The organism is Frankiales bacterium (assembly GCA_016125335.1).
Classification (GTDB): domain Bacteria; phylum Actinomycetota; class Actinomycetes; order S36-B12; family CAIYMF01; genus Longivirga.
Genome location: WGLY01000002.1, coordinates 115,184 through 137,006 on the forward strand (window position 1 = coordinate 115,184; position 21,823 = coordinate 137,006).

Consider the following 21,823-nt stretch of genomic DNA (forward strand, 5'->3'; position numbering starts at 1 on the left):
GTCACGGCCGCCCGTCCAGCGCCACGAAGCAGCGGCCGCCGCTGCGCCAGACGTCGGCCACCCGCCAGCCGGCGGCCGCCGCGTGGTCGGCCACCTGCTCGACGGTGACGAGCGCCCAGGGGAACCAGTCCGACAGCAGGCCGCGGTGGGCCACGCGGATCAGGCGGCTGCGCACCGGGACCGGCTCGGGCCAGGCCTCGAGCAGCACCCGGCCGCGCGGCCCGGTCAGCTCGCGCACGCGGCGCAGCAGCCGGTCCGGGTCGCCGCCGATCCCCACGTTGCCGTCGAGGAGCAGCGCCGTCGACCAGCGCCCGGCACCCGGTACCGCGCCGAAGACGTCGACGCGCCCGGCAGCAGCACCGCGGGCGCGTGCCGCGCGCACCGCCGCCGCGCTCACGTCGATGCCGAACGCGGGGACGTGGCGCGACCGCAGGGCCTCGAGGATCCGGCCCGGCCCGCACCCGATGTCGAGCACCGGCCCCACGGCCCGCTCGAGCACCGAGAGGTCGGCGTCGTCGGCCGCCGCGTGCCACCGGGCCACGTCGACGCCGTACGCGCTGCCGGTGTCGGTGTGGATCGTGACCGTGCGGCGGTGCCGGGACGTGCTGCCCAGCAGTGCGTCGGGCCACGCACCGGCCACCACGGCCGTGCTCACGCCCGCCGCCCGTCGGGTCCGCGCCACGCGCACCTCGGCCCGCGCGGCGCTGCGTCCACCTCGTCGTCTCGCACCCTCGTCACGCTAGGGACGGCGCCGCGGAGCCGGACCGGCCACGCGCTTACGGACTCGTGACGTCGCGACGCCCGGCACCGGGACCGCGGCGCAGGTGCTACGGATCCCTTACGTGCCCGCGCGAGGCCTGGGAGCCGGTCGCACCGGCACCTAGCGTCGAGGACGTGCTGCTCACCCGACCGCGCCCCGGCGCGCGCCCGGACGGCACGACGGGGCTCGCGCCGCGCTCACCCGCAGCGGTCGCGGTCGGCGCCGTGGGCGTGGGAGCGGTGCTGGCCTACGTGCTCACAGCGCTCGCGCGCATCGGCTACCCCTACGAGCTCCAGTACTTCGAGGGCAGCACCGTGGAGGTGTCGGCCCGGGTCACCGAGGGGCTCCCGCTCTACGCGGCCCCCACCACCGGCTTCACGCCCTGGCCGTACCCGCCGCTGTACTTCTGGGTCACCGGCGAGCTGGCCCGGGTCACGGGGCTGTCGCTGCCCACGCTGCGCGCCGTCTCGTTCGTGGCGAGCCTCGCCGCCCTGGCGCTGGTCGTCCTCGTGGTGCGGCACGTGTCCGGCTCCCTCGCCGCGGGGCTGGGTGCGGCCGGGCTGTTCGCCGGCACCTACTGGGTCAGCGCCGCGTGGTTCGACGCCGCCCGGGTCGACTCGCTGCTGCTCGCGCTCGTGCTGGGCGCCGCCTACGCCGCCCTGCGCGCGCGCACCTGGCGCGGCGGTCTCCTCGTGGGCGCGCTGTTCCTGCTCGCGTTCCTCACCAAGCAGAACGCGCTGGCCGTGGCCGCCCCCGTGCTGGCCTGGCTGCTCTGGCGGCGGCGCTCCGCGGGCGTCGCGGCGTCCGCCCTCCTCGCGGGCGGGGCGGTGGGGTCGGTGCTGCTCGGCGACGCGCTCACCGGGGGCTGGTACTCGCCGTACGTCGTGGGCCAGCTGCTGGGGCAGGGGGCGGACCTCCAGTGGCTCGCGGCCTTCTGGGTGGTCGACGTCGCCCTGCCCTTCGCCGTCGTGCTGCTCGGCGCGCTCCTGCTGTGGGTGCACCGCGGCCGGCCGTGGCCGCGTCGCCCCGGCGAGGACACGCAGCTCGTGCTCGCCGCGTGCCTCGGCCTCGCGCTCGCCGCGCTCGCCGGGCGGCTGCACGACGGCGGCTACGTCAACGTCGCGATCCCGGTGCACGCCGCGACGGCCGTGCTGCTCGGCCTCGGCATCGCCGCGGTGCTGCGCACCCGGCGGGCGCTCGTCGGGCTCGGCGCGGCCGCGTTGGTGGCGCTCCAGGTGGTCGTGATGACGCGCTGGCACACGGGGCTGGTCCCGACCGCCGCCGACCGCGCGGCCGGCGACGCGCTGGTCGCGCAGCTCTCCCGGCTCCCCGGCCCCGTGCTCGTCCTCTCGCACCCCTACTACGCACGGCTGGCCGGCGCGCCGCCGCACGCGTCCCTCATCGCGGTCGACGACCTGCTGGCCACCCGGCCAGGGCCGGCCCGGGACGCGCTCGCGGCCCAGCTGCCGTGGTCCCTGGACGGCGTCGACGCCGTCGTGCTCGACAGCCCCGAGCACGCAGCGCTGTTCGGCGGCCGGCTCGAGCGCGACTTCACCCTCGTCACGACCGACCTCGTGCCCGGGGACGTGTTCCTCCCCCCGACCGACGTCGCGACCAAGCCCGCTCTGCTCTACGTGCGCAAGGAGTCCCAGCCGTGACGGTCGACGTCGTGCTGCCGGTGCTCGACGAGGCGGCGGCCCTCCCCTGGGTGCTCTCGCGCATGCCCGACGGGCACCGGCCGGTAGTGGTCGACAACGGCTCCACCGACGGCTCGGCCGAGGTCGCGCGCAGGCACGGAGCCCACGTCGTCGTGGAGCCGCGGCGCGGCTTCGGCGCGGCGTGCTGGGCCGGCCTGCTCACCTGCACGGCGGACGTCGTGGCGTTCCTCGACGCCGACGCGAGCCTCGACCCGGTCGAGCTGCCGCGGGTGACGGGCCCGGTGGCCGACGGCACGGCCGACCTCGTGCTCGGGGCGCGGGCGGGCGGGGGCGACGCCTGGCCCTGGCACGCCCGGCTGGCCAACCGCTACCTCGCCCACGAGGTGCGCCGGCTCGCGGGGGTCGCGGTGAGCGACCTCGGGCCGATGCGCGCCGCGCGCCGAGAGTCCCTGCTGTCGCTGGGGATCCGCGACCGGCGCTTCGGCTGGCCGCTGGAGATGGTGCTGCTGGCCGGCCGGGCCGGGTGGCGCGTGGAGGAGGTGCCCGTGGCCTACCGGCCGCGGATCGGGCGCTCGAAGGTGACCGGCACGCTGCGCGGCACCGCGCGGGCCGGGCGGGACATGTCGCGGCTGCTGCGGGAGGCGGGATGAGGGTCCTCGTGATGGCCAAGGAGCCGGTGCCGGGCCGGGTGAAGACGCGCCTGTGCCCGCCGCTGGACCCCGCCGGCGCCGCCGAGGTGGCGGCAGCCGCGCTGCACGACACCCTCGACGCCGTGCTGGCGAGCGGCGCGGAGGAGTGCGTGGTGGCGCTCGACGGCACGCCGGGACCGTGGCTGCCCCGCCGGGCCCACGTCGTCGCGCAGCGCGGTGGCTCGTTCGCCGAGCGGCTGGAGAACGCGTGGGCGCACATGCGCGGGCCCACGCTCCAGATCGGCATGGACACCCCGCAGCTCACGGCAGCCGGAGTCGACGAGGCGCTGCGGCTCGCCGAGCACGGTCCGGCCGCCCTCGGCCCGGCGGAGGACGGCGGCTGGTGGGCGCTCGCGGTGCGCGAGCCGCGGCGCGGCATGTTCGCCGGCGTCCCCATGAGCGACGCGAGCACCGGCGAGCGTCAGCGCCGGCGGCTGCGCGCGCTCGGGCTCGAGCCCGAGCCGCTGCCCACGTTGCGCGACGTCGACCGCTGGGACGACGCGCTCGCCGTCGCCGCGCTGGCGCCGCAGGGCCGTTTCGCCGCGACCGTCGCCCGCCTCGCCGGCGCGGCCGTGACCCGGGCGGCGCGCGCATGAGGGTGCTCGTCACCGGCGGCGCCGGCTTCATCGGCTCGCACGTGGTCGACCTGCTGGTGGCCGACGGCCACGACGTCGTGTCCCTCGACTCGGTGTCGCCCGCGGCGCACGCCGTCGAGCCCGACTACCTCCATCACGGCGCGGAGCACCGGCGCGCCCGCGTGGGCGACCTCGACGCGGTGCTGGACGCCGTGCGAGGCGCCGACGCCGTGTGCCACCAGGCCGCACGGGTGGGCCTCGGCGTCGACTTCGGCGACGTCCGCCACTACGTCGAGGACAACGCGCTGGGGACGGCGACCCTGCTGGAGGCCATGCACCGCAACGGGTTCCGCGGTCGACTCGTGCAGGCGTCGAGCATGGTCGTGTACGGCGAGGGCGCCTACGACTGCCCTCGGCACGGCCGAGTGGTGCCGGCACCGCGCCGGCGGCAGGACCTGGACCGCGGGATGTTCGAGCCGCCGTGCCCGACGTGCGGCGCTCCCCTGACGCCGGCGCTGGTGACCGAGGACGCGCGAACCGACCCGCGCAACGTCTACGCCGCCACCAAGCTGCACCAGGAGCACCTGGCCGCGGCGTACGCCGACGCGACCGGGGCCGACGTCGTCTCGCTGCGGTACCACAACGTGTACGGGCCGCGGATGCCGCGCGAGACGCCCTACGCCGGCGTCGCGAGCATCGTGCGCAGCGCCTGCGAGCGCGGCGAGGCGCCGCGCGTGTTCGAGGACGGCGGCCAGCGCCGCGACTTCGTGCACGTGCACGACGTGGCCCGGGCCAACGTCCTGGCCCTCACGGCGCCCGGGCGCGTCGGCGGCGCCTTCAACATCGCCTCCGGCCACGTGTGCACGGTGCGCGAGATGGCCGAGGCGGTCGCGGCGGGATGCGGGCCGGGCGCACCGGCGCCGGTGGTGACCGGCGAGCACCGCGTGGGCGACGTCCGGCACGTCACGGCCTCCCCGGCCCGCGCGGCCGAGGCCTTCGGCTTCCGCGCACTCGTCGCCCCCGCCGAGGGCTTCCGCCGGTTCGCCACCGACCCCATGCGCGCCCCGCTACGGCGCGATGTCACTGGCGGAACGGTCGCTTCCCGGGCCGGGTGACGACCGTTCCACCAGTGACGTCGGGTCTGGGGGTCAGCCGGCGTCGGCGGCGCAGGCGCAGACCACCGGCGCGCCGCCCAGGCCGGACGCCGCGGCCAGGAGCACGGAGCGCAGCCGGTCCGTGCTGCGCGCGAACTCGGCCATCACCTCGTCGACGCTGACGCCCTCTCCCTCGGCGAGCCCGGCGTCGAGGTCGGTGACGAGCGCGACCGGCGCGTAGCAGAGACCGAGCTCACGGCACAGCACGGCCTCGGGGTGGCCCGTCATGTTCACGAGCAGCCAGCCCTGCGCGGCGAAGAAGCGCGACTCGGCGCGCGTGGAGAAGCGCGGACCCTCGATCACCACCATCGCTCCCCCGTCCACCGGGTCCCACCCGCTGCCGCGCGCCGCCGCCAGCGCCGCGGCGCGCACGGTGGGGCAGTACGGGTCGGCGAACCCCGGGTGCACCGGTCCGTGCTCGAACACGTCGTGGAAGGTCTGCACGCGACCCCGCGTCATGTCCACCAGCTGGTCGGGCACCACGAGCGACCCCGGCCCGACGTCGGAGCGCAGGGAGCCGACCGCGCACGGGGCGAGCACGCGCCGCACGCCCAGGCTATGCAGCGCCCACGCGTTCGCCCGGTAGTTCACCCGGTGCGGCGGGTGCTGGTGGCGCAGCCCGTGCCGGGCCAGGAAGGCCACGCGCGTCCCGTCGACGTCGGCCACCGTGACCGGGCTCGACGCCGGCCCGTAGGGCGTGTCGACCTCCACGGTCTCGCCGCCCTCGAGCAGCGAGTACAGCCCCGAGCCGCCGATGACCCCGATCTCCGCGCCCGCCGTCGCCACGTCCGCTCCGTCCTGTCGCCCCGCCCGCGCCGCGTGGCGGCCGTCGTCCTCGCGCCCAGCGTGCCACGAGCCGGGTCGCGCCCGCGGCGCGCCACGAGGCGCCGGATGCCACCGGTGCGACGGCTGCGCCCGGGCCCGGGCGGCGACCGTTCCACCAGTGACGTCGCCGGGGCGGGACCCGGGCGAGGACTACACCGTGGCGGCGCGGGCGACGTGCGCGACCAGGCGCGCGTACGCGCGGCAGCCCTCGGGCCGCAGGTGGATCCCGTCCGCCCACAGCCACTGGCTGCGGTGCGGCTCCGAGACGGCGTTCCAGTCCGCCATCCGGGCGTTGGGGTACCGGCGGACCACGGCGCGGATCGCCGCGTTGCTGCTGTCCTCGTAGCTGTAGCGCGCGTAGTCGTTGCGCAGCTGGAGCGTCACCCACACCACGCGCCGGCCGTGGCCGAGCGTGCGCATGATCGTGTCGATCCACGTGCGGTCGATGCCGCCGTTGGTCCCCAGGTGCACCACGACGACGTGGGGCAGGTGCGACCGCCGGGCCGCGAGCAGGGCAGCGCCCTGCCAGGCCTGCCGGTTGCCCCGCGCGTCGGCCTCGATCCGGTACGCCGGCAGGCAGCGCAGCGCGCCGAGCATCACCGAGTCGCCCACGGCGAACACCGGGCCGGTCCACGGCAGCGGCAGGCGCCGGTGGTGGGCCCCGGCGGGCGCCGGGTCGCGCGGGGGCAGCGCCGGGCTCCCCGCATCCGCGGCGGGTCCGGCCGACGCGTCCGTCGGACCGACCGTCGGGGCGGGCCGCGCCGTCGCCGGCAGGACCGCGCCGTACGCCGCACCGGGGCCGAGGGGCGGCACCACCACCGCGACGAGGGCGAGCACGAGCGCGGCGCGGCGCACCTCGGCCACCTCCTCCGTACGGCGCGGCTCACGCTAGCCGCGGCCCTGCGTGCGCGCCCGGTACTCCCGGAAGGATCCGGCCCGACCCGTCGCCACGGAACCCGGCCCGGACGGCGCGACCGGCCGGCCCGGCCCGACGACCCCGAACCGACGCGGGCCGCCCGGCGGGACGCCCGTTCGCCCGGGGCGGCGGGCCGCCGTCCGGCAGGATGGGTGCGCGCTGGTGCGGGACCCGGCGGCGGCCTCGCCCCGCCCCGCCCGCCGGAGGGGCGGAAGGGAGGAGGTGGACGTCATGGCGCGGTTCGAGCCGAGGCTCACCGAGGCCCGGCGCGCCGGCCTGCTCGCCGCCAGCGCCGTCTACCCGCTCAGCCGGCTGGCCGGCACCCTGCCGCGGCCGCCGTTCGACCGCGCCCTGGTGTCCGGCGTCAGCATGGCGGTGGCCTTCCAGGCCGCGCGCCTGTCCACGGCCGCGCTGCGCACGAGCCAGGGTCTCGGCGACCCGTCCCGGGTCCGGCAGTCGGTGCGCACCGCTGTCGTCGCCGGCGCCGTCACGGCGGGCTCGGCGGTGCTCGCCGCGCGGGTGCGCTCGACGGCGTCGACCCTCGCCGGCAACGGCGAGCGCATGCCCCTCGGCGAGGCGGCGCTCGGTGCCGGGGCGGAGCTGCTCACGGTGGCGGCGGGCGCCACCACGCTCGTCTCGGTCGGCGACGCCACACTGCTGACCCTGCCCGGGCCCTGGCGCGCGACCCACCCCGCCGTGCGCGGGGTCGGCGTGGTGCTCGCCGGGGCGGTGCTCGGCGCGGGAGCTCGGCACCCCCGCATGGTCGAGTGGCTCTCGCTGCCCCCGACACCCGGCGCCCGGGTCGCACCGCCCGCCTTCCAGGAGGGCGCCAACCTCCCGATGGCGCTGGCGAGGTCCGCCGCCGTGGCCGGGGCGACGGTGGCCGGCCTCGCGGTCGACCGCGCCGCCGCCGTCGCGCTCGCCAAGTTCTTCACCGGCTCGCAGGACCCGCCCACGGCCGCGGTCGCGGGCGGCCACGCCGTGCTCGTCGGAGGCGTGCTGCTCGCCGGGGCCGCCGGCTTCGCCTTCTACTCCTCGCGCGTCGCCGTGCAGGAGCGGCTGCTCGAGGCCGCGTACGCCGCGGTGCCCTCGCGGCCCGGGGTCACGGGCGGCATCAGCTCGGCCTACGAGTTCGCCGACCTCGGCCGCGAGGGCCGGCGCTTCGTGTCCCAGGCGTACTCGGCCGAGGAGCTCGAGCAGGTGCTGGGACGCCCGTGCACGGACCCGGTGCGCGCCTGGCTGCCCTACGAGGCCCTCAGCGGCGACCCCGAGAAGGACGCCCGGTCCCTCGTGGAGGAGATCGAGCGCCTCGGCGGCTTCTCGCGCTCGCTGCTGGTGCTCGCCGCGCCCACCGGCGACGGCTACGTCTCCTACGTGCAGACCGAGAGCGCCGAGCTGCTCACCGCCGGCGACTGCACGACCGCCGCCGTGCCCTACGCGAACGTCCCCTCCGCCGTCGCGATGCCCCGCCGGGCCCGCGCCTCCGCCGCCTTCGCCGTCTACGCGCGGGCCGTCGCAGCCCGCGCGGCCGAGGTCAACCCCGCGATGCGGCTGGTGACGTTCGGCGAGTCGCTCGGGTCGATCATCGCCCTCGACGCGTTCGGTCCCGGCCTGGTCGACGAGCTGGGCTCGCTCGGCTTCTCCGGCGGCCTGTACTGCGGCGTCCCCGTGTACAGCCGCACCGACCGCGCGCTGCGGCCGCGCCACCCCGAGGTGCTCACGAGCGGGGGCCTCCAGTACGTGGGCGGGCGCGAGCAGGCGCTGTCGGCCGACGCCGGCCACGTGAACGTGACCCACCCCACCGACCCGGTCGCCGTCGCCGACCCGACGACGCTGGTGCGCCACGCCACGGACTACTGGGGCCGGCCGCACGGCACCCACGTGCCACTGGTGTCGTTCCTGGTGCACCTGTTCGACGTGAAGAACGCGATGAACCTGCGCCCCGGCGACTTCGCCCCCTCCCCCGGGCACGACTACCGCTACGACACGGCGGCCGGGGTGTCGCGCGCGTACGGCCTGCCGTTCGACGACGAGGAGCTGGTCGAGGCTGCGCTGCGCGAGCGCGAGCTGTCGTGGTCGGTGCGCCGGCTGCTGAGCAAGCGGCTCGACGACGCGCGCGAGAGCGCGCTGGCGAAGCTCACGTCGTGGGGCGTCGACCCGGAGACGGTCGCGACCCGGTTCCACATCGACCCCGCCTCGCTGCCCTCGTGGCTGACGTCGTCGCGCGAGGAGGAGGACACCGAGGAGGACTACCTCGGCTGACCCGGGCAGGGCGGCGGCGCGAGGTCCGATACCCGCCGGTCGTCGTCGGTGCCGGGTCGTAGGCTCCGGCGCATGAGCACCTCGGTCGGTCCCGGTGAGGGCGCGCCGTCGTCCGCGTCGGGCGCTGCCGCCATGTCGCCGCGGGCGTGGGCGCTGTTCGCCGCCATGGGCGTGATCTGGGGCATCCCCTACCTGTTCATCAAGATCGCCGTCGTCGAGCTCTCGCCGGTCACGATCGCGGGCCTGCGCACGCTGCTGGGCGCCCTCGTGCTGCTGCCGCTGGCCGCGCGGGCCGGCGCCCTGCGTCCGGCGCTGCGCGCCTGGCCCTACGTCGTCGCGTTCGGCCTCATGGAGATGGCCGTGCCCTGGGTGCTGCTCGGCCACGCCGAGCAGCGCGTGCCGAGCGGCTTCGCCGGGCTGATGCTCGCCGCCGTCCCCATCGTGGGCACCGTCGTCGCGTGGCTGCTCGGCGAGCGGCACGCGCTCACGCCGGTCCGCCTCGCGGGCCTGGCGGTCGGCGTGCTCGGCGTCGCGGGTCTGGTGGGCCTCGACCTCGCGGGCGGCACCATCGACCTGCTGAGCGTGGTGGAGCTGCTCGCCGTCGCCACGCTCTACGCCGTGGCCCCCGCGATGGCCGCGCGCCGGCTGGCGCACGTGCCGTCGGTGGGCGTCATCGCGGGCTCGCTCGGCGTCGTGGCCGTGCTGTACCTGCCCTGGACCTTCCTCGGCCTGGCGCCCGGGCTGCCCTCGACCGAGGTGGTCGTCTCGGTGCTCGTGCTGGCGTTCGTGTGCACCGCGCTGGCGTTCGTGCTCTTCTTCGCGCTCATCGCCGAGGCCGGCCCGGTGCGCGCCACCGTCATCACCTTCGTCAACCCCGCGGTCGCCGTCGTCCTCGGCATCGTGGTGCTCAGCGAGCCGCTCACCGTGGGCACGCTCATCGGGTTCCCGCTGGTGCTGCTCGGCTCGTTCTGGGCCACCCGGGCGCCGTCGTCGCGGGTCGCGGCCGCGGAGCCCGCCGCCGCCTGACCGCCCGCCACGCCCAAACCTCGGCGTGCGCACCGGCGTCCCCGGTGCAGGATGCTCCGGTGAGCGCGACGATCCAGGCCCGGGGCGTGTCCGCCGGCCACGGCGACCGGGTGCTGTTCTCCGGCCTGGACCTGGTGGTGGCCGAGGGCGACGTCATCGGCCTCGTCGGTCCCAACGGGGCGGGCAAGTCCACCCTGCTGCGGATCCTGGCCGGGCTGCGCGCCCCCGACTCCGGCACGGTGGTGCTCACGCCGCCCACCGCCCACGTGGGCCACCTGAGCCAGGAGCCCGAGCTGGTCGCCGGCGAGACCGTCCGCGACCACCTGGCGCGACGCACCGGCGTCGCGCCGGCGCACCGGGCGCTCGACGCCGCCGCGCACGCGCTCGCCGAGGGCGCGAGCGGTGCCGACGTCGCGTACTCCGACGCGCTGGACACCTGGCTCGCCCTGGGCGGAGCGGACTTCGACGAGCGGCTGGCCGTCGTCGTCGACGACATCGGGCTCGACATCGACCTCGATCTGCCCACGACGGCGCTCTCCGGCGGTCAGGCGGCCCGCACGGGTCTGGCCGCCCTGCTCCTGTCCCGGTTCGACGCCTACCTGCTCGACGAGCCGACCAACGACCTCGACGCCGACGGGCTCGACCTGCTCGAGGAGTTCGTCGCGGGTCTCGAGGCCCCGGTGGTCGTGGTGAGCCACGACCGCGAGTTCCTGGCCCGCACCGTGACGACAGTCGTCGAGATCGACCGGAGCCTGCAGCGGATCACCACCTACGGCGGCGGCTACGAGGCCTATCTCGACGAGCGCTCCGTGGCCCGCCGTCGCGCCCGGCTCGCCTACGAGGAGTACGCCGGGCGCCGGGCCGAGCTGGAGGCCCGGGCGCGCAAGCAGCGCGCCTGGATGGCCAAGGGGGTCAGGAACGCCCGGCGCAAGGCCCGCGACAACGACAAGAACGTCATCCACTTCCGGGCGGAGTCCAGCGAGAAGCAGGCGGCCAAGGCCCGGCAGACCGAGCGGCTCATCGAGCGTCTCGAGGTGGTGGACGAGCCGCGCAAGGAGTGGCAGCTGCAGTTCTCGATCGCCGCGGCCCCGCGCTCCGGCGAGATCGTCAGCGTGGCCCGCAACGCGACGGTGAGCCGGGGGTCCTTCACGCTGGGTCCGGTCGACCTCCAGCTGCACCTGCGCGACCGCGTCGCGGTGACCGGGCCCAACGGCGCCGGCAAGACCACGCTGCTGGGCCTCCTGCTCGGTCGCACTCCCCCCAGCTCCGGTCTGGTGAGCGTGGGCTCGGGCGTGCTCGTGGGCGAGGTCGACCAGGCGCGCGCCGCGTTCGAGACCGACGACCCGCTCGTCGACGCCTTCGCGCGCGAGGTGCCGTCGTGGCCCACCGCCGACGTGCGCACGCTGCTGGCCAAGTTCGGGCTCGGCTCGGACCAGGTGGGCCGCCCGGCGTCCTCGCTGTCGCCGGGCGAGCGCACCCGGGCCGGCCTGGCCCTGCTGCAAGCCCGGGGCACGAACCTGCTCGTGCTCGACGAGCCGACCAACCACCTCGACCTGCCGGCCATCGAGCAGCTCGAGGAGGCGCTCGAGTCCTTCGACGGCACGGTCGTGCTGGTCACCCACGACCGGCGGATGCTCGACACCGTGCGGCTCACCCGGCGCTGGCACGTCGAGGACGGCAGGGTCGAGGAGATCGCCGCGGACTAGCGTCCGTGGGAGCACCGGGACGGCGCGGGGCCGCGGACGTCCGACCCACCCGACGAAGGAGACCACCGTGTGCCGCAGCATCAAGACCCTGCGTCCTCCGTACACCGAGGACGCGACGCCGGACGACGCCCGCGCCGCGGCGCTCCAGTACGTGCGCAAGGTCGCCGGCATGCGCGCGCCGTCGAACGCCAACCGTGAGGCGTTCGACCGCGCGGTCGACGAGATCGCCCACGCCACCGAGCACCTGCTCGACTCGCTCGTCGTCCGGCCTTCGCCCGTGCGCGAGCGCTAGCGTCGAGGGCGTGACGACGCCGGCCCTCGCGGCCATCACGGTCACGGACCTGACGGTCCGGCGCGGCGGCGTCCTCGCCCTCGACGCGATCTCCTTCGAGGTGCCCTCGGGCGAGGTCACGGGGCTCCTCGGCCCCAGCGGCTGCGGCAAGACCACGCTGATGCGGTCGGTCGTCGGCGTGCAGGTGGTCGAGTCGGGCAGCGTCACCGTGCTCGGCGAGCCGGCCGGGTCGCGCGGCCTGCGCTCGCGCGTCGGCTACGTGACGCAGGCGCCGTCGGTGTACGCCGACCTCACCGTCGCGGGCAACCTGCGCTACTTCGCCACGATCCTGGGAGCGCCCCGCTCGGAGGTCGACCGCGTGCTCGAGGCAGTCGACCTCACCCGCGAGGCCGACCGCCTGGTGGGCCGGCTCTCCGGCGGCCAGCGCAGCCGCGTGTCGCTGGCCACCGCGCTGCTCGACGGGCCTGAGGTGCTCGTCCTCGACGAGCCCACGGTGGGGCTCGACCCCGTGCTGCGCCGCGACCTGTGGGCGCTGTTCCACCGGCTCGCCGACTCCGGGGTCGCCCTGCTCGTGTCGAGCCACGTGATGGACGAGGCCTCGCGCTGCGACCGGCTGCTGCTCATGCGCGACGGCCGTCTCCTCGCCGACGGCACGCCCGAGGAGCTGCTGCGGCGCACCGGGGCCGACGACGTCGAGCACGCGTTCCTGCACCTCGTCGAGGGAGGGCCGACGTGACCGCGACGCGCACGCTGGCCACGGCCCGACGGGTGCTCGACCAGCTGCGCCACGACCCGCGCACGATCGGGCTCATCCTCGTCGTCCCCACGCTGCTCATGGCCCTGCTGGCCTGGATCCTCGACGACGCGGACTTCGAGAAGTACGGACCCCCGCTGCTCGGCATCTTCCCGATGCTCGTGATGTTCCTCGTCACGTCCGTCGCCACCCTGCGCGAGCGCACCAGCGGCACGCTGGAGCGCCTGCTCTCGATGCCCACGGGCAAGGGCGACTTCGTCTTCGGCTACGCGCTCGCGTTCTCGCTGCTGGCCGTGGTGCAGGCGCTCGTCGTCGCCGGCGTCTCGTTCTGGTGGCTCGGCCTGCACGTCGCGGGCAGCACGTGGCTGGTGGTGCTGCTCGCCGTCGTCGACGGGCTCACCGGGACGGCGCTCGGCCTGTTCGTGAGCGCCTTCGCGCAGACCGAGTTCCAGGCCGTGCAGTTCATGCCCGTCGCCCTGCTCCCCCAGCTGCTGCTGTGCGGGCTCATCGTGCCGACCGACCAGCTGCCCCCGGTGCTCGAGTGGCTGTCGTGGCTGCTGCCGCTGACGTACACCTTCGACGCGCTGCAGCGCGTCGCGGTGGACCCGACGCCGGACGCGCGCTTCTGGGTCGACCTCGCCGTGGTGTCCGCCATGGCCGTGCTTCTGCTCGCGGCGGGCGCCGCCACGCTGCGCCGGCGCACGCCCTGACGCACCCAGGGCGGTCGGCTCGGACGCGTCACCCGCCGACGGGCAGGGTCCACCGCAGCATCGGGCCGGACTCGGTCTGCTCGGGCACCTCGTCGCGCACGAAGCCCACGTGCTCGAGCACGCGCTGCGACGCGACGTTGTCCGGGTCCGTGAGCGCCAGCACCACGCGCACCCCGTGCTCCGCGGCGTGGGCGCACACGGCCCGCAGCGCCTCGGTCGCCAGGCCCCGTCCCCGCACCGACTCGGCGAGGCCGTAGCCGACCTCCGCCTCGCCGTCGGCCGTGGGCGCGGACAGGAACCCGATGCCTCCGACGGCGTCCCCGCCCTCGCGCAGCCGCACCTGGAACACCCCGAGGGGTCCGGACGGGTCGCGGTGCTCGCCGGCCTCGAGGACGACGCCGGCCACGAGGACGTCGCCCTCCGTGGGGTAGTCGTCGGCCCAGGCACGGCCGTCGCGGTCGCCGCTGCGCACAGCCGCGGCCTCGTCGTCGGAGAGCGTCTCGAGCAGCAGGCGCGGGGTGCGCAGCAACGTCACGGCAGGGCCCCGACCGAGGCCAGGGCGAGGCGCACCAGGCGGTCCTGGCCGCCGGTCATCTCCAGGGCCACGGCGTCGCTGGCGGCCTCGTCGGGCGTCATCCACTGCAGGTCGAGCGCGTCGGTGGACGGCGTGCAGTCGCCCGCCACCGGGACGACGAAGGCCAGCGACACGGCGTGCTGGCGCGGGTCGTGGAAGCCGGACACCTCGGGGTCGGGGAAGTACTCGACGACGGTGAACGGCGAGGGCGACGCCGGGATGCGCGGCAGCGCCATCGGGCCGAGGTCCTTCTCGAGGTGGCGCAGCAGCGCGTCGCGCACCCGCTCGCCGTAGAGGACGCGGCCCGAGACCGGGGCCCGGCTGATGCTCCCGTCCGGCATCGCCCGCAGCAGCAGGCCGACGGCGGTCACCCGGCCGCGGTCGTCGACGCGCACCGGGACGGCGTCGACGTAGACGATCGGCAGCCGCTCGCGGGACTGCTCGAGCTCCTCGCGCGAGAGCCAGCCTGGGCGCGCGTCGGTCATCTCGCTCACGGCGCACACGCTACGGGGTCGGCCGGGACGGACGCCCCGGACCCGCCGCGGGTGCCTCAGGCTCTCGACGGCGGTCGCACACCGCGGACCTCGGCGCCGGCGGGCCACGGTCCGAGCGGGGGCGCGACGCGCCGCGGCGCACCCGGGTGGCCGGCCGGCGGCGGCCATGGCGCAGGATGCTGCCCATGCGTCTCACCCTCCGCGCCGACGGCGCCGCCGACCTCGAGCTGGTCTGGCGGCGCTACTCGCAGCCGGAGCTGTGGTCCACCTGGGCGCCGCAGATCCGCCGGGTGGAGTGCTCGACCGACCGGCTCGAGGTCGGCTCGACCGGCACGGTCTTCGGCGTGGTCCCCAACCTCGGCGCCCGGTTCGAGGTGGTGGAGCTGGTCGAGGAGCAGCACCGCTGGGCCTGGGACGTCGTGGCCGGCCCGGTGCGGATGCACCTCGACCACCGCAGCGAGTCCCGCCTGGGCGGCGGCACGAGCACCACCCTCGTGGCCGACGGCCCGGCCGCCGCGGTGCTCACCTACGCGCCGATCGCGCGTCTGTCGCTGGAGAGCCTGGTGCGCCCACCCAAGGGCTGAGCCCCGGCCGCGGCGCCCCGGCGGGTGCGCCGGCGGCGTCCGCCCGGACGCCGGCGAACCGGGTCGACCGGTGTCGGAGGCGGCTGCGAGCATCGCCGGGTGACGCGCCGCCCGCCGCTGCCTCGCGAGTTCCACGTCGTGCTCATCGGCACGCTGGTCAACCGCGCCGGCACGTTCGTCGCGCCCTTCCTCATCCTCTACCTCACCACCCAGCGCGGCTTCAGCGCCTCGGGCGCGGGCGTCGTCCTGGTCGGCTACGGCGTGGGCGCCCTGGCCTCGCAGGTCGTCGGGGGCTGGCTCACCGACCGCGTCGGCCGCCGCACCACCCTGGCGCTCGCGCTGCTGTCCTCGGCGGCCAGCCTGATCGCGCTCGGCGCCGCCCGCGGTGCCGTCGGCATCACCGTGGCGGCCGCCGTGGTCGGCCTCTTCGGCGACATGTACCGGCCGGCGTCGCAGGCCCTCGTCGCCGACGTCGTCGACCCCGAGCAGCGGCCCTACGCGTTCGGGCTCATCTTCTGGGTGGTCAACCTCGGGTTCTCCGTGGCCGCGGTCACGGCCGGCTTCCTCGCCGAGCGCGGCTACTGGCTCCTGTTCGCCCTCGACGCCGCCACCTGCGCCGCCTACGCCGTGGTGGTCCTCGTCGGCATCCGGCGCGACCCGCCGCGGCCGGTGCACGACCCTGACGACGGCGAGCCGCCCGGCTTCCGCACCGCCCTGCGCGACCGCGCCTTCCTGGTGCTGCTCGGCTGCTGGGTTCTGCAGGCCACGGCGTACTTCCAGGTCGGGCTCACGCTGCCGCTGTCGGTCACCGACGCGGGGCTCTCGACGTCGGCCTACGGCATCGTCGCGGCGACCAACGGGGTCGTCATCGTGCTGCTCCAGCCCGTCGCCGTGCGCTGGGTCAGCCGGCTGGACCCCTCGCGCACCATCGCGGTGTCGCTCGCGATCGCAGGCTTCGGCTTCTGGCTCACCACCTTCGCCCGCACGCTCCCCCAGTTCGTGGCGGTCACGGTGGTCTGGACCCTCGGCGAGATCGGCATCTCCGGCCACGCGAGCGCGATCGTGTCCGACCTCGCCGACCCTGCCGCGCGGGGCCGCTACATGGGCCTGTTCGGCCTCTCGTTCGGCATCGCCGACCTCATCGCGCCCCTGGTGGGCCCGAGCACCTACGAGCGGTTCGGGCAGTTCTGGCTGTGGACCGGGTGCCTCGTGCTGTTCCTGCTCGCGGCGGCCGGCAACCTGGCGATCCGCTCGACGGTGCTGCTCCGGCGCTCCGCGCACCTCGCGGCGCCCACCGTGGCGGCGCCGGCGTAGCTCACCGGTTGTTCGGCCGCAGCGTCCACAGGACCGTCATGGCGCCGGTCACGAGCCGCTCGTCGCCCTCGCCGGTGGACAGCTCGACGTCGACGCTGAACTCCGGGCGCTCGCCGCGGTCGAGCGCGGCCATCGCCTCGGCGACCGAGCCGCGCAGCGTCGCCGTCGCGGTGACCGGCCCCATCGCCACCTTGAGGTAGCGGATCGTGGCCTCGACGGCCAGCGGCGTGACCTCGGCGAGCAGGGGGCCGAAGTGCGCGATCACGAGCGCCCCGGAGGCCGACTCGCCCACCGTGAACATCGCGCCCGCGTGCGGGCCGCCGATGTGGTTGCGGAACGGCTCCTGGTCCGGAAGTCGCAGCACCGCGGTGTCGCCCTCGAGGGAGAGGAACTCCAGGCCGAGGGTGGACACCAGGGGCACGGCGGCGCGCAGCCCGGCGGCGACGTCGGCGAGGGCGGTGGTCATGGCCGCAGAGCCTACGCTGGCGCGGTGACCGGTGACCTGAGCGCGACGCCGCCCCCGGGGCCCGCTGCACGCGCGGACGGCTCGGTGTCCGCCGCCGCCAGGGCCGCCCTCGCGGAGCCGGCGGACGGCTCCACCGTGGCGGTCCTCGACGTCGACGGCGTGCTGGCCGACGTGCGCCACCGCTTGCACCACGTCGAGCGGACGCCCAAGGACTGGGGCGCGTTCTTCGCCGCCATGGACGCCGACGGCCCGCTGGAGGTGGGCATCGAGCTCGCCCGCCTGCTCGACGAGGCGGGCCACGGCATCGTCTACCTCACCGGACGCCAGGAGGCCCACCGCGGCCTCACCGAGCGGTGGATGCGCGAGCAGGGGCTGCCCGAGGGCCGGCTCGTCATGCGCCCGTCGTCGGACCGGCGCCCAGCCCGGCAGTTCAAGCCCTCGGCGCTGCGGCGCATCGCCGCCTCGGCACGGGTCGTGGTGGTGGTCGACGACGACGACGCCGTGGTGCGGGTGCTGGCCCAGGAGGGCTGGCCGGTGGTGCACGCGACGTGGATGCACGCCGGCCGGTCCGAGCAGCAGACCCTCTTCGACGCCCAGGAGGCCGAGGGGCTCACCTGAGGCGCGGGCGGGTCAGGCCGAGGGCCGGTCGGAGTTGAGGGTGGCCTCGCGCCGGTCGATCTCGTGCAGCAGGTCGCGCATCACCGGGTCCGGCAGGCGACCGGAGTCCCGCATGTCGTGCAGCTCGGCCCGCTCGGCATCGAGCATCTCGCGCCGCCAGTCCAGGTAGACCTCGGTCATGCGGTGCGACCGCGTCGCGATGTGCCGGCGGACCATGACCGCCCCGCGAAGACCGGACACCAGCCGCTCGGGCACCTCCTCGCCGTCGGCGCGGGCGGCGTCGACGAGCTCGTCGAGGCGCGCCAGCCCGGCCTCGGCGGCACGGTCGCGCGCCTCGGCCACGACCTCGGCGTCGTCCTCCTCCTCGAACCCGAGCCGGCGCACCAGCGGACCGAGCGTGAGCGAGAGCAGCAACGTCACGACGATGACCCCGAACGTGACGGCGAGGATCGCCGACCGACCGGGGAACGCGGTGCCGTCGTCGAGCACCACCGGGACCGAGAAGGCGGCCAGCGCGGAGATCGGCCCGCGGGTGCCGGCCCACACGATGACGACCGACGTGCGCCACCCGACCCGCTGCGCGCGCGGCGTGATCATGCGCACGCCGAGGATGAACAGCGCCCGGGTCACCAGCAGGATGACGACGACCACCAGCGTGGAGGCGATGAACCCGACCCAGGTGAGCTGGGTCATGGACTCCACCGTGGACAGCAGCTCGAGGCCGACGAAGAGGAACGCGACGGACTCGAGGAGGAACGCGAACTCGCCCCAGAGCACGCTCGAGGTCAGCCGCACCTCGGCCTGCGCGCGGGTGCTGCCGGCGTGCGAGATCCACACGCCGGCCACGACGACGCCGAGCAACCCGGATCCGCCGAACCGCTCCGCGCCGAGGTACACCGCGAACGGGGTCACGAGGATGGCCGCGTTGCCGACGACCTGGTCGTCGACCCGGCTCAGCAGGAAGGACACGAGCGCGCCGACCAGCGCGCCGAGGCCGGCGCCCACGACCACCGAGAGCGTGAGCGTCCAGGCCACCTGCCCCACCGTGACGCTGCCCGCCGCCACCGCCGCGAGCGCGACGCGCAGCAGCGTGAGCGCCGTGCCGTCGTTGACCAGGCTCTCGCCCTCGATGATCGTCAGCACCCGGCGCGGCAGCCCCGCCTTGCGGCCCACCGTGCTCGCCGCCACCGCGTCGGTGGGGGCGAGGACGGCCCCGAGCACGCAGGCGACCGCCAGCGGCACGCGCCCGTCGATGGTCGAGATCGCGCCGCCGATCACCAGTGTGGTCACGACCACGAGCCCGACGGCGAGGACCAGGATCGGGCGCGACGCCGACCTCAGGTCGAGGTAGGAGGTCTCCAGCGCGAGCGCGAACACCAGGGGTGCGAGCAGGAACACCAGCACCTGCTCGGGGTCCGGCACCTGGCCGACGAGGCCGGGCACGAACGAGAGGGCGAGCCCGACGACGAGCAGCGGGAGGGCGGGCGAGATGCCGCGCCAGCGGCAGACCCCGGCCGTCGCCACCGCTGCTGCGCCGAGGAGCACCAGCGCGAGTCCCTGGTCCGTCACGCCCCCAACCCTAGGGGCCGGGGCCCGTCCCGCCCGGGCACGAACCGGCCACGGTGGGGGCCCCGGGCATGACTCCAGGAGGCGGGAGGGGTACACACGTGCTGACACGCGGAGGTGGTGCGATGCCCGAACCCGCGACGACGGAGGGGCCGGCCGAGGCCGGGGGACGACCCGGCTCCACCGACCCGCGCTGGTGGATCGTGCTGATCTGCTACGTGGTCGTCACCGGCATCGCGGTCGACCAGGACTCGATCCGCCTGGTCCCCCTGCTGTGGGTGGTGGTCGCGTTCGCGGCCTGGTTCGGCTCGGTCCGCGCGGTCACGCTGCTCAGCCTGGCGACGCTCGGCGTCGCGATCCTCTTCGGCGCGCGCTGGGGCCAGCTGGGCCTGCCCGAGTTCTGGGTGCGCTTCGCGATCCAGGTCGCCGTCGCGGCCGGTGCCGTCCTCCTGGTCCGGAGCATGCGGCGGCGCGACCGGCGCCTGCACCGCGCGGAGGACGACGTCCGCGTCCTGGCCGAGAACGCCTCCGACCTCGCTCTGCGGATCGACGGGGACGGCACCGTGGTGTGGGCCGCGGCGGCGGAGGACAGCCCCTTCGGGTGGCGGCCGGACGAGCTGGTCGGCCGGCGGCTCGGCGACCTCGTGCATCCCGACGACGACGCCGGCAGCGCCGTCGTGCGCCTCAAGACGCGCGACGGCGGGTACCGGTCGGTCTCGCTCAAGCGCACGCCGATGCCGGCGGAGGGGCGCCCGGACGCGGCGACCGTGGTCGGCGTCCGCGACGTCGAGGACCTCGTGCGGGCCCGGGAGGACGCGGCCGAGGGGCGCGCCGTGCTGCGCTCGACCCTCGACTCGCTGAGCGACCCCCACACCGTGATGACGCCGGTGCGCGACGACGACGGGCGCATCGTGGACTTCCGCCTCGAGGACGCCAACCGTGCCGCCTGCCGCTACAACGGGATGTCGCGCGAGCAGCTCGTGGGCACCACGCTGCTCGGGCTGCTCCCCGGGCACGCGGAGTCCGGGCTCCTGGCGAGCTACGTGGAGGTCATGGAGACCGGCACCCCCTACGTCGCCACAGACCTCGCCTACCACCAGGAGCTCCTCGACGACGACCGCGTCTACGACGTCCAGGCGCTCCGGATCGGCGGCCGGCTCTTCTGCACGTGGCGCGACGTGAGCGAGCGGCACGAGGCCTCGCGCAGCCTCGCGGAGTCAGAGGGCCGGTTCCGGCTGCTGGCCGAGAACGCCAGCGACATCGTCTACCAGTGCAGCCCGGACCGGACGATCACGTGGATCTCCCCCGCCGTCGCGCAGGCGCTGGGCTGGCAGCCCGACGAGCTGGTCGGCGAGCCGTGCGAGGTCCTCGTGCACCCCGACGACCGCCCGGCGGTGGCCGCGGCGCTCGATACTCTGGCGAGGACCGGGACGGTCGACGCGCTGACCGCGCGCTACCGCTCGGCGAGCGGCGCGCTGCGCTGGATGTCGGTGCGCCCGCACCTGCTGCGCGGCGACGACGGCGGGCCCACGGGTGCCGTGGTGGCGCTCAGCGACGTGACGGCCGAGCGGGCCGCCCGCGACGAGCTGGCCTACCGCGCCTTCCACGACCCGCTCACCGGGCTGCGCAACCGGGCCTGGATCCTCGACGCGCTCGAGGCCGACCTGCGCGCCGTGCGCCGGACCGGGGGCCGGGTGGGCGTGCTCTTCGTCGACCTCGACAACTTCAAGCTGGTCAACGACAGCCTCGGCCACCTCGCCGGCGACACGGTGCTCGCCGCGATCGCCCGGCGCATCGCCGAGGTGCTCCGCCCGACCGACCGGGTCGGCCGGTTCGGCGGCGACGAGTTCGTCGTCGTGGTGCCCGCGGTCGAGGACAGCCTCGACGTCGAGCAGGTGGCCGAGCGGATCAGCCGGGCCATCGGCCAGGAGCTCGACGTCGAGGGGCACCGCATCGTCCCCTCGGCCTCGCTGGGGATCGCCCTGTCCACCCCGGAGTCCACCCCCGCGAGCCTGCTGCGCGACACCGACTCGGCGCTTTTCCGGGCCAAGGCCGCGGGCCGGGCGCGCTGGCACTTCTTCGACGAGGAGATGCACGCGCAGGCCGTCGCGCGGCTCACGACCGAGGACGAGCTGCGCCGCGCGGTCGCCGCCGGCGAGTTCGTCGTGCACTACCAGCCCATCGTGGCCCTGGGCACCGGCGTCGTGACGGGGCACGAGGCGCTCATCCGGTGGAACCACCCGGACCGTGGCCTGCTGCCGCCGTCCGACTTCCTGGCGGTTGCCGAGGAGTCCGGCCTCATCGTCGAGATCGGCCACCAGGTGCTGCACCAGGTGTGCGCGCTGCTCGCCGAGCGGCGCGACCTCCCGGGCCCGGTCAGCGTGAACAAGTCACCGGTCCAGATCGCGGGCCGCGGCTGGCGGGAGGCGTTCCTGGCCACGCTGCGCGAGCACGACGTCGACCCGGGCCGCCTGGTGGTCGAGGTGACCGAGACCGCCGTGCTGTCGGTGATCGACCAGGCCCGCGACGACCTCCGAGCGCTGCGCGACCTGGGGGTCGGCGTGCACGTCGACGACTTCGGCACCGGCTACTCCTCGATCTCGCTGCTGCGCGACCTGCCGGTGACCGGCCTCAAGCTCGACCGGTCGTTCACCGCGCACCTCGACGACGACGAGACCGCGGGCGTGCTCTCCGAGGGCCTCGCCGCGCTCGCCGCCGGTCTGCACCTCATCGGCATCGCGGAGGGCGTCGAGACGCTCGATCAGGCGCGCACCCTGCGCCGGCACGGCTGGACGCACGGCCAGGGCTACCTGTTCAGCAAGCCCAAGCCGTGCATCGACTCCGCCACGAGCGAGGTCGAGCCCGCCTACCTCACCTGAC

21 protein-coding genes are annotated in these 21,823 nt (G+C 75.9%); 14 read left to right on the plus strand and 7 right to left on the minus strand.

What is annotated here, in order from left to right:
- Position 1: 1 nt before the first annotated feature.
- Positions 2 to 688 (minus strand): methyltransferase domain-containing protein, encoded by a 687-nt coding sequence (locus GC157_01445; protein MBI1376141.1) that lies wholly within the window; start codon positions 686 to 688, stop codon positions 2 to 4.
- Here GC157_01445 and GC157_01450 point away from each other — a divergent pair.
- The 4 genes from GC157_01450 (at position 616) to GC157_01465 (ending at position 4,797) form a co-directional block, all read left to right on the plus strand.
- Positions 616 to 2,418: a hypothetical protein gene (locus GC157_01450; protein MBI1376142.1), complete on the plus strand. Its 1,803-nt coding sequence runs from the start codon at positions 616 to 618 to the stop codon at positions 2,416 to 2,418. The two genes, GC157_01445 and GC157_01450, sit on opposite strands and share 73 nt — an antisense overlap.
- A gap of 62 nt (positions 2,419 to 2,480) precedes the next feature.
- Complete coding sequence (locus GC157_01455; protein MBI1376143.1) at positions 2,481 to 3,068, plus strand: glycosyltransferase; 588 nt, start codon at positions 2,481 to 2,483, stop codon at positions 3,066 to 3,068.
- Entirely contained in the window at positions 3,065 to 3,703 is a 639-nt protein-coding gene (locus GC157_01460; GenBank protein ID MBI1376144.1) for a DUF2064 domain-containing protein, read from the plus strand. The genes GC157_01455 and GC157_01460 overlap by 4 nt, the downstream gene beginning before the upstream one ends.
- Positions 3,700 to 4,797 carry an NAD-dependent epimerase/dehydratase family protein gene (locus GC157_01465; protein ID MBI1376145.1) on the plus strand — a complete coding sequence of 366 codons (1,098 nt, stop codon included), beginning with the start codon at positions 3,700 to 3,702 and terminating at the stop codon, positions 4,795 to 4,797. The genes GC157_01460 and GC157_01465 overlap by 4 nt, the downstream gene beginning before the upstream one ends.
- Positions 4,798 to 4,830: 33 nt before the next feature.
- On the opposite strand, the gene GC157_01470 is transcribed toward GC157_01465, so the two are convergent.
- The gene (locus GC157_01470; protein MBI1376146.1) at positions 4,831 to 5,622 is read right to left on the minus strand and encodes an S-methyl-5'-thioadenosine phosphorylase; all 792 of its coding nucleotides are present in this window, start codon (positions 5,620 to 5,622) and stop codon (positions 4,831 to 4,833) included.
- 189 nt (positions 5,623 to 5,811) lie between these two features.
- Positions 5,812 to 6,516, minus strand: coding sequence for a hypothetical protein (locus GC157_01475; GenBank protein MBI1376147.1), 705 nt, complete (start codon positions 6,514 to 6,516; stop codon positions 5,812 to 5,814).
- Between the two features lie 292 nt (positions 6,517 to 6,808).
- Between GC157_01475 and GC157_01480 the strand changes: the two genes are divergently transcribed.
- The 6 genes from GC157_01480 to GC157_01505 all read left to right on the plus strand — a co-directional run bounded on the left by GC157_01480 (position 6,809) and on the right by GC157_01505 (position 13,327).
- On the plus strand, positions 6,809 to 8,839 hold the full coding sequence (locus GC157_01480; protein MBI1376148.1) for a hypothetical protein: 2,031 nt from the start codon (positions 6,809 to 6,811) through the stop codon (positions 8,837 to 8,839).
- Positions 8,840 to 8,971: 132 nt separating this feature from the next.
- Positions 8,972 to 9,865 carry an EamA family transporter gene (locus tag GC157_01485; GenBank protein ID MBI1376149.1) on the plus strand — a complete coding sequence of 298 codons (894 nt, stop codon included), beginning with the start codon at positions 8,972 to 8,974 and terminating at the stop codon, positions 9,863 to 9,865.
- Positions 9,866 to 9,924: 59 nt separating this feature from the next.
- Positions 9,925 to 11,571 carry an ATP-binding cassette domain-containing protein gene (locus tag GC157_01490; protein MBI1376150.1) on the plus strand — a complete coding sequence of 549 codons (1,647 nt, stop codon included), beginning with the start codon at positions 9,925 to 9,927 and terminating at the stop codon, positions 11,569 to 11,571.
- Between the two features lie 67 nt (positions 11,572 to 11,638).
- Complete coding sequence (locus tag GC157_01495; GenBank protein MBI1376151.1) at positions 11,639 to 11,863, plus strand: DUF2277 family protein; 225 nt, start codon at positions 11,639 to 11,641, stop codon at positions 11,861 to 11,863.
- Positions 11,864 to 11,873: 10 nt separating this feature from the next.
- Positions 11,874 to 12,599 carry an ATP-binding cassette domain-containing protein gene (locus GC157_01500; GenBank protein ID MBI1376152.1) on the plus strand — a complete coding sequence of 242 codons (726 nt, stop codon included), beginning with the start codon at positions 11,874 to 11,876 and terminating at the stop codon, positions 12,597 to 12,599.
- Positions 12,596 to 13,327, plus strand: coding sequence for an ABC transporter permease subunit (locus GC157_01505; protein ID MBI1376153.1), 732 nt, complete (start codon positions 12,596 to 12,598; stop codon positions 13,325 to 13,327). The genes GC157_01500 and GC157_01505 overlap by 4 nt, the downstream gene beginning before the upstream one ends.
- Positions 13,328 to 13,355: 28 nt before the next feature.
- Here GC157_01505 and GC157_01510 read toward each other — a convergent pair whose 3' ends face one another.
- Positions 13,356 to 13,967, minus strand: coding sequence for a GNAT family N-acetyltransferase (locus tag GC157_01510; protein MBI1376154.1), 612 nt, complete (start codon positions 13,965 to 13,967; stop codon positions 13,356 to 13,358).
- Positions 13,859 to 14,395, minus strand: coding sequence for a DUF4916 domain-containing protein (locus tag GC157_01515; GenBank protein ID MBI1376155.1), 537 nt, complete (start codon positions 14,393 to 14,395; stop codon positions 13,859 to 13,861). The genes GC157_01510 and GC157_01515 overlap by 109 nt, the downstream gene beginning before the upstream one ends.
- 185 nt (positions 14,396 to 14,580) lie before the next feature.
- On the opposite strand from GC157_01515, the gene GC157_01520 reads away from it, so the two are divergent.
- Both GC157_01520 and GC157_01525 read left to right on the plus strand, forming a co-directional pair.
- The gene (locus GC157_01520) at positions 14,581 to 14,979 is read left to right on the plus strand and encodes an SRPBCC family protein (GenBank protein MBI1376156.1); all 399 of its coding nucleotides are present in this window, start codon (positions 14,581 to 14,583) and stop codon (positions 14,977 to 14,979) included.
- Positions 14,980 to 15,003: 24 nt separating this feature from the next.
- Complete coding sequence (locus tag GC157_01525; GenBank protein MBI1376157.1) at positions 15,004 to 16,293, plus strand: MFS transporter; 1,290 nt, start codon at positions 15,004 to 15,006, stop codon at positions 16,291 to 16,293.
- Between the two features lies 1 nt (position 16,294).
- Here GC157_01525 and GC157_01530 read toward each other — a convergent pair whose 3' ends face one another.
- The gene (locus GC157_01530) at positions 16,295 to 16,759 is read right to left on the minus strand and encodes a DUF4442 domain-containing protein (protein MBI1376158.1); all 465 of its coding nucleotides are present in this window, start codon (positions 16,757 to 16,759) and stop codon (positions 16,295 to 16,297) included.
- Positions 16,760 to 16,843: 84 nt separating this feature from the next.
- Here GC157_01530 and GC157_01535 point away from each other — a divergent pair, with 84 nt between their 5' ends.
- Complete coding sequence (locus GC157_01535; protein MBI1376159.1) at positions 16,844 to 17,377, plus strand: hypothetical protein; 534 nt, start codon at positions 16,844 to 16,846, stop codon at positions 17,375 to 17,377.
- A gap of 12 nt (positions 17,378 to 17,389) precedes the next feature.
- Here GC157_01535 and GC157_01540 read toward each other — a convergent pair whose 3' ends face one another.
- On the minus strand, positions 17,390 to 19,054 hold the full coding sequence (locus GC157_01540) for a Na+/H+ antiporter (protein ID MBI1376160.1): 1,665 nt from the start codon (positions 19,052 to 19,054) through the stop codon (positions 17,390 to 17,392).
- On the opposite strand from GC157_01540, the gene GC157_01545 reads away from it, so the two are divergent.
- Positions 19,015 to 21,822 (plus strand): EAL domain-containing protein, encoded by a 2,808-nt coding sequence (locus GC157_01545; GenBank protein ID MBI1376161.1) that lies wholly within the window; start codon positions 19,015 to 19,017, stop codon positions 21,820 to 21,822. The two genes, GC157_01540 and GC157_01545, sit on opposite strands and share 40 nt — an antisense overlap.
- Position 21,823: the final 1 nt, after the last annotated feature.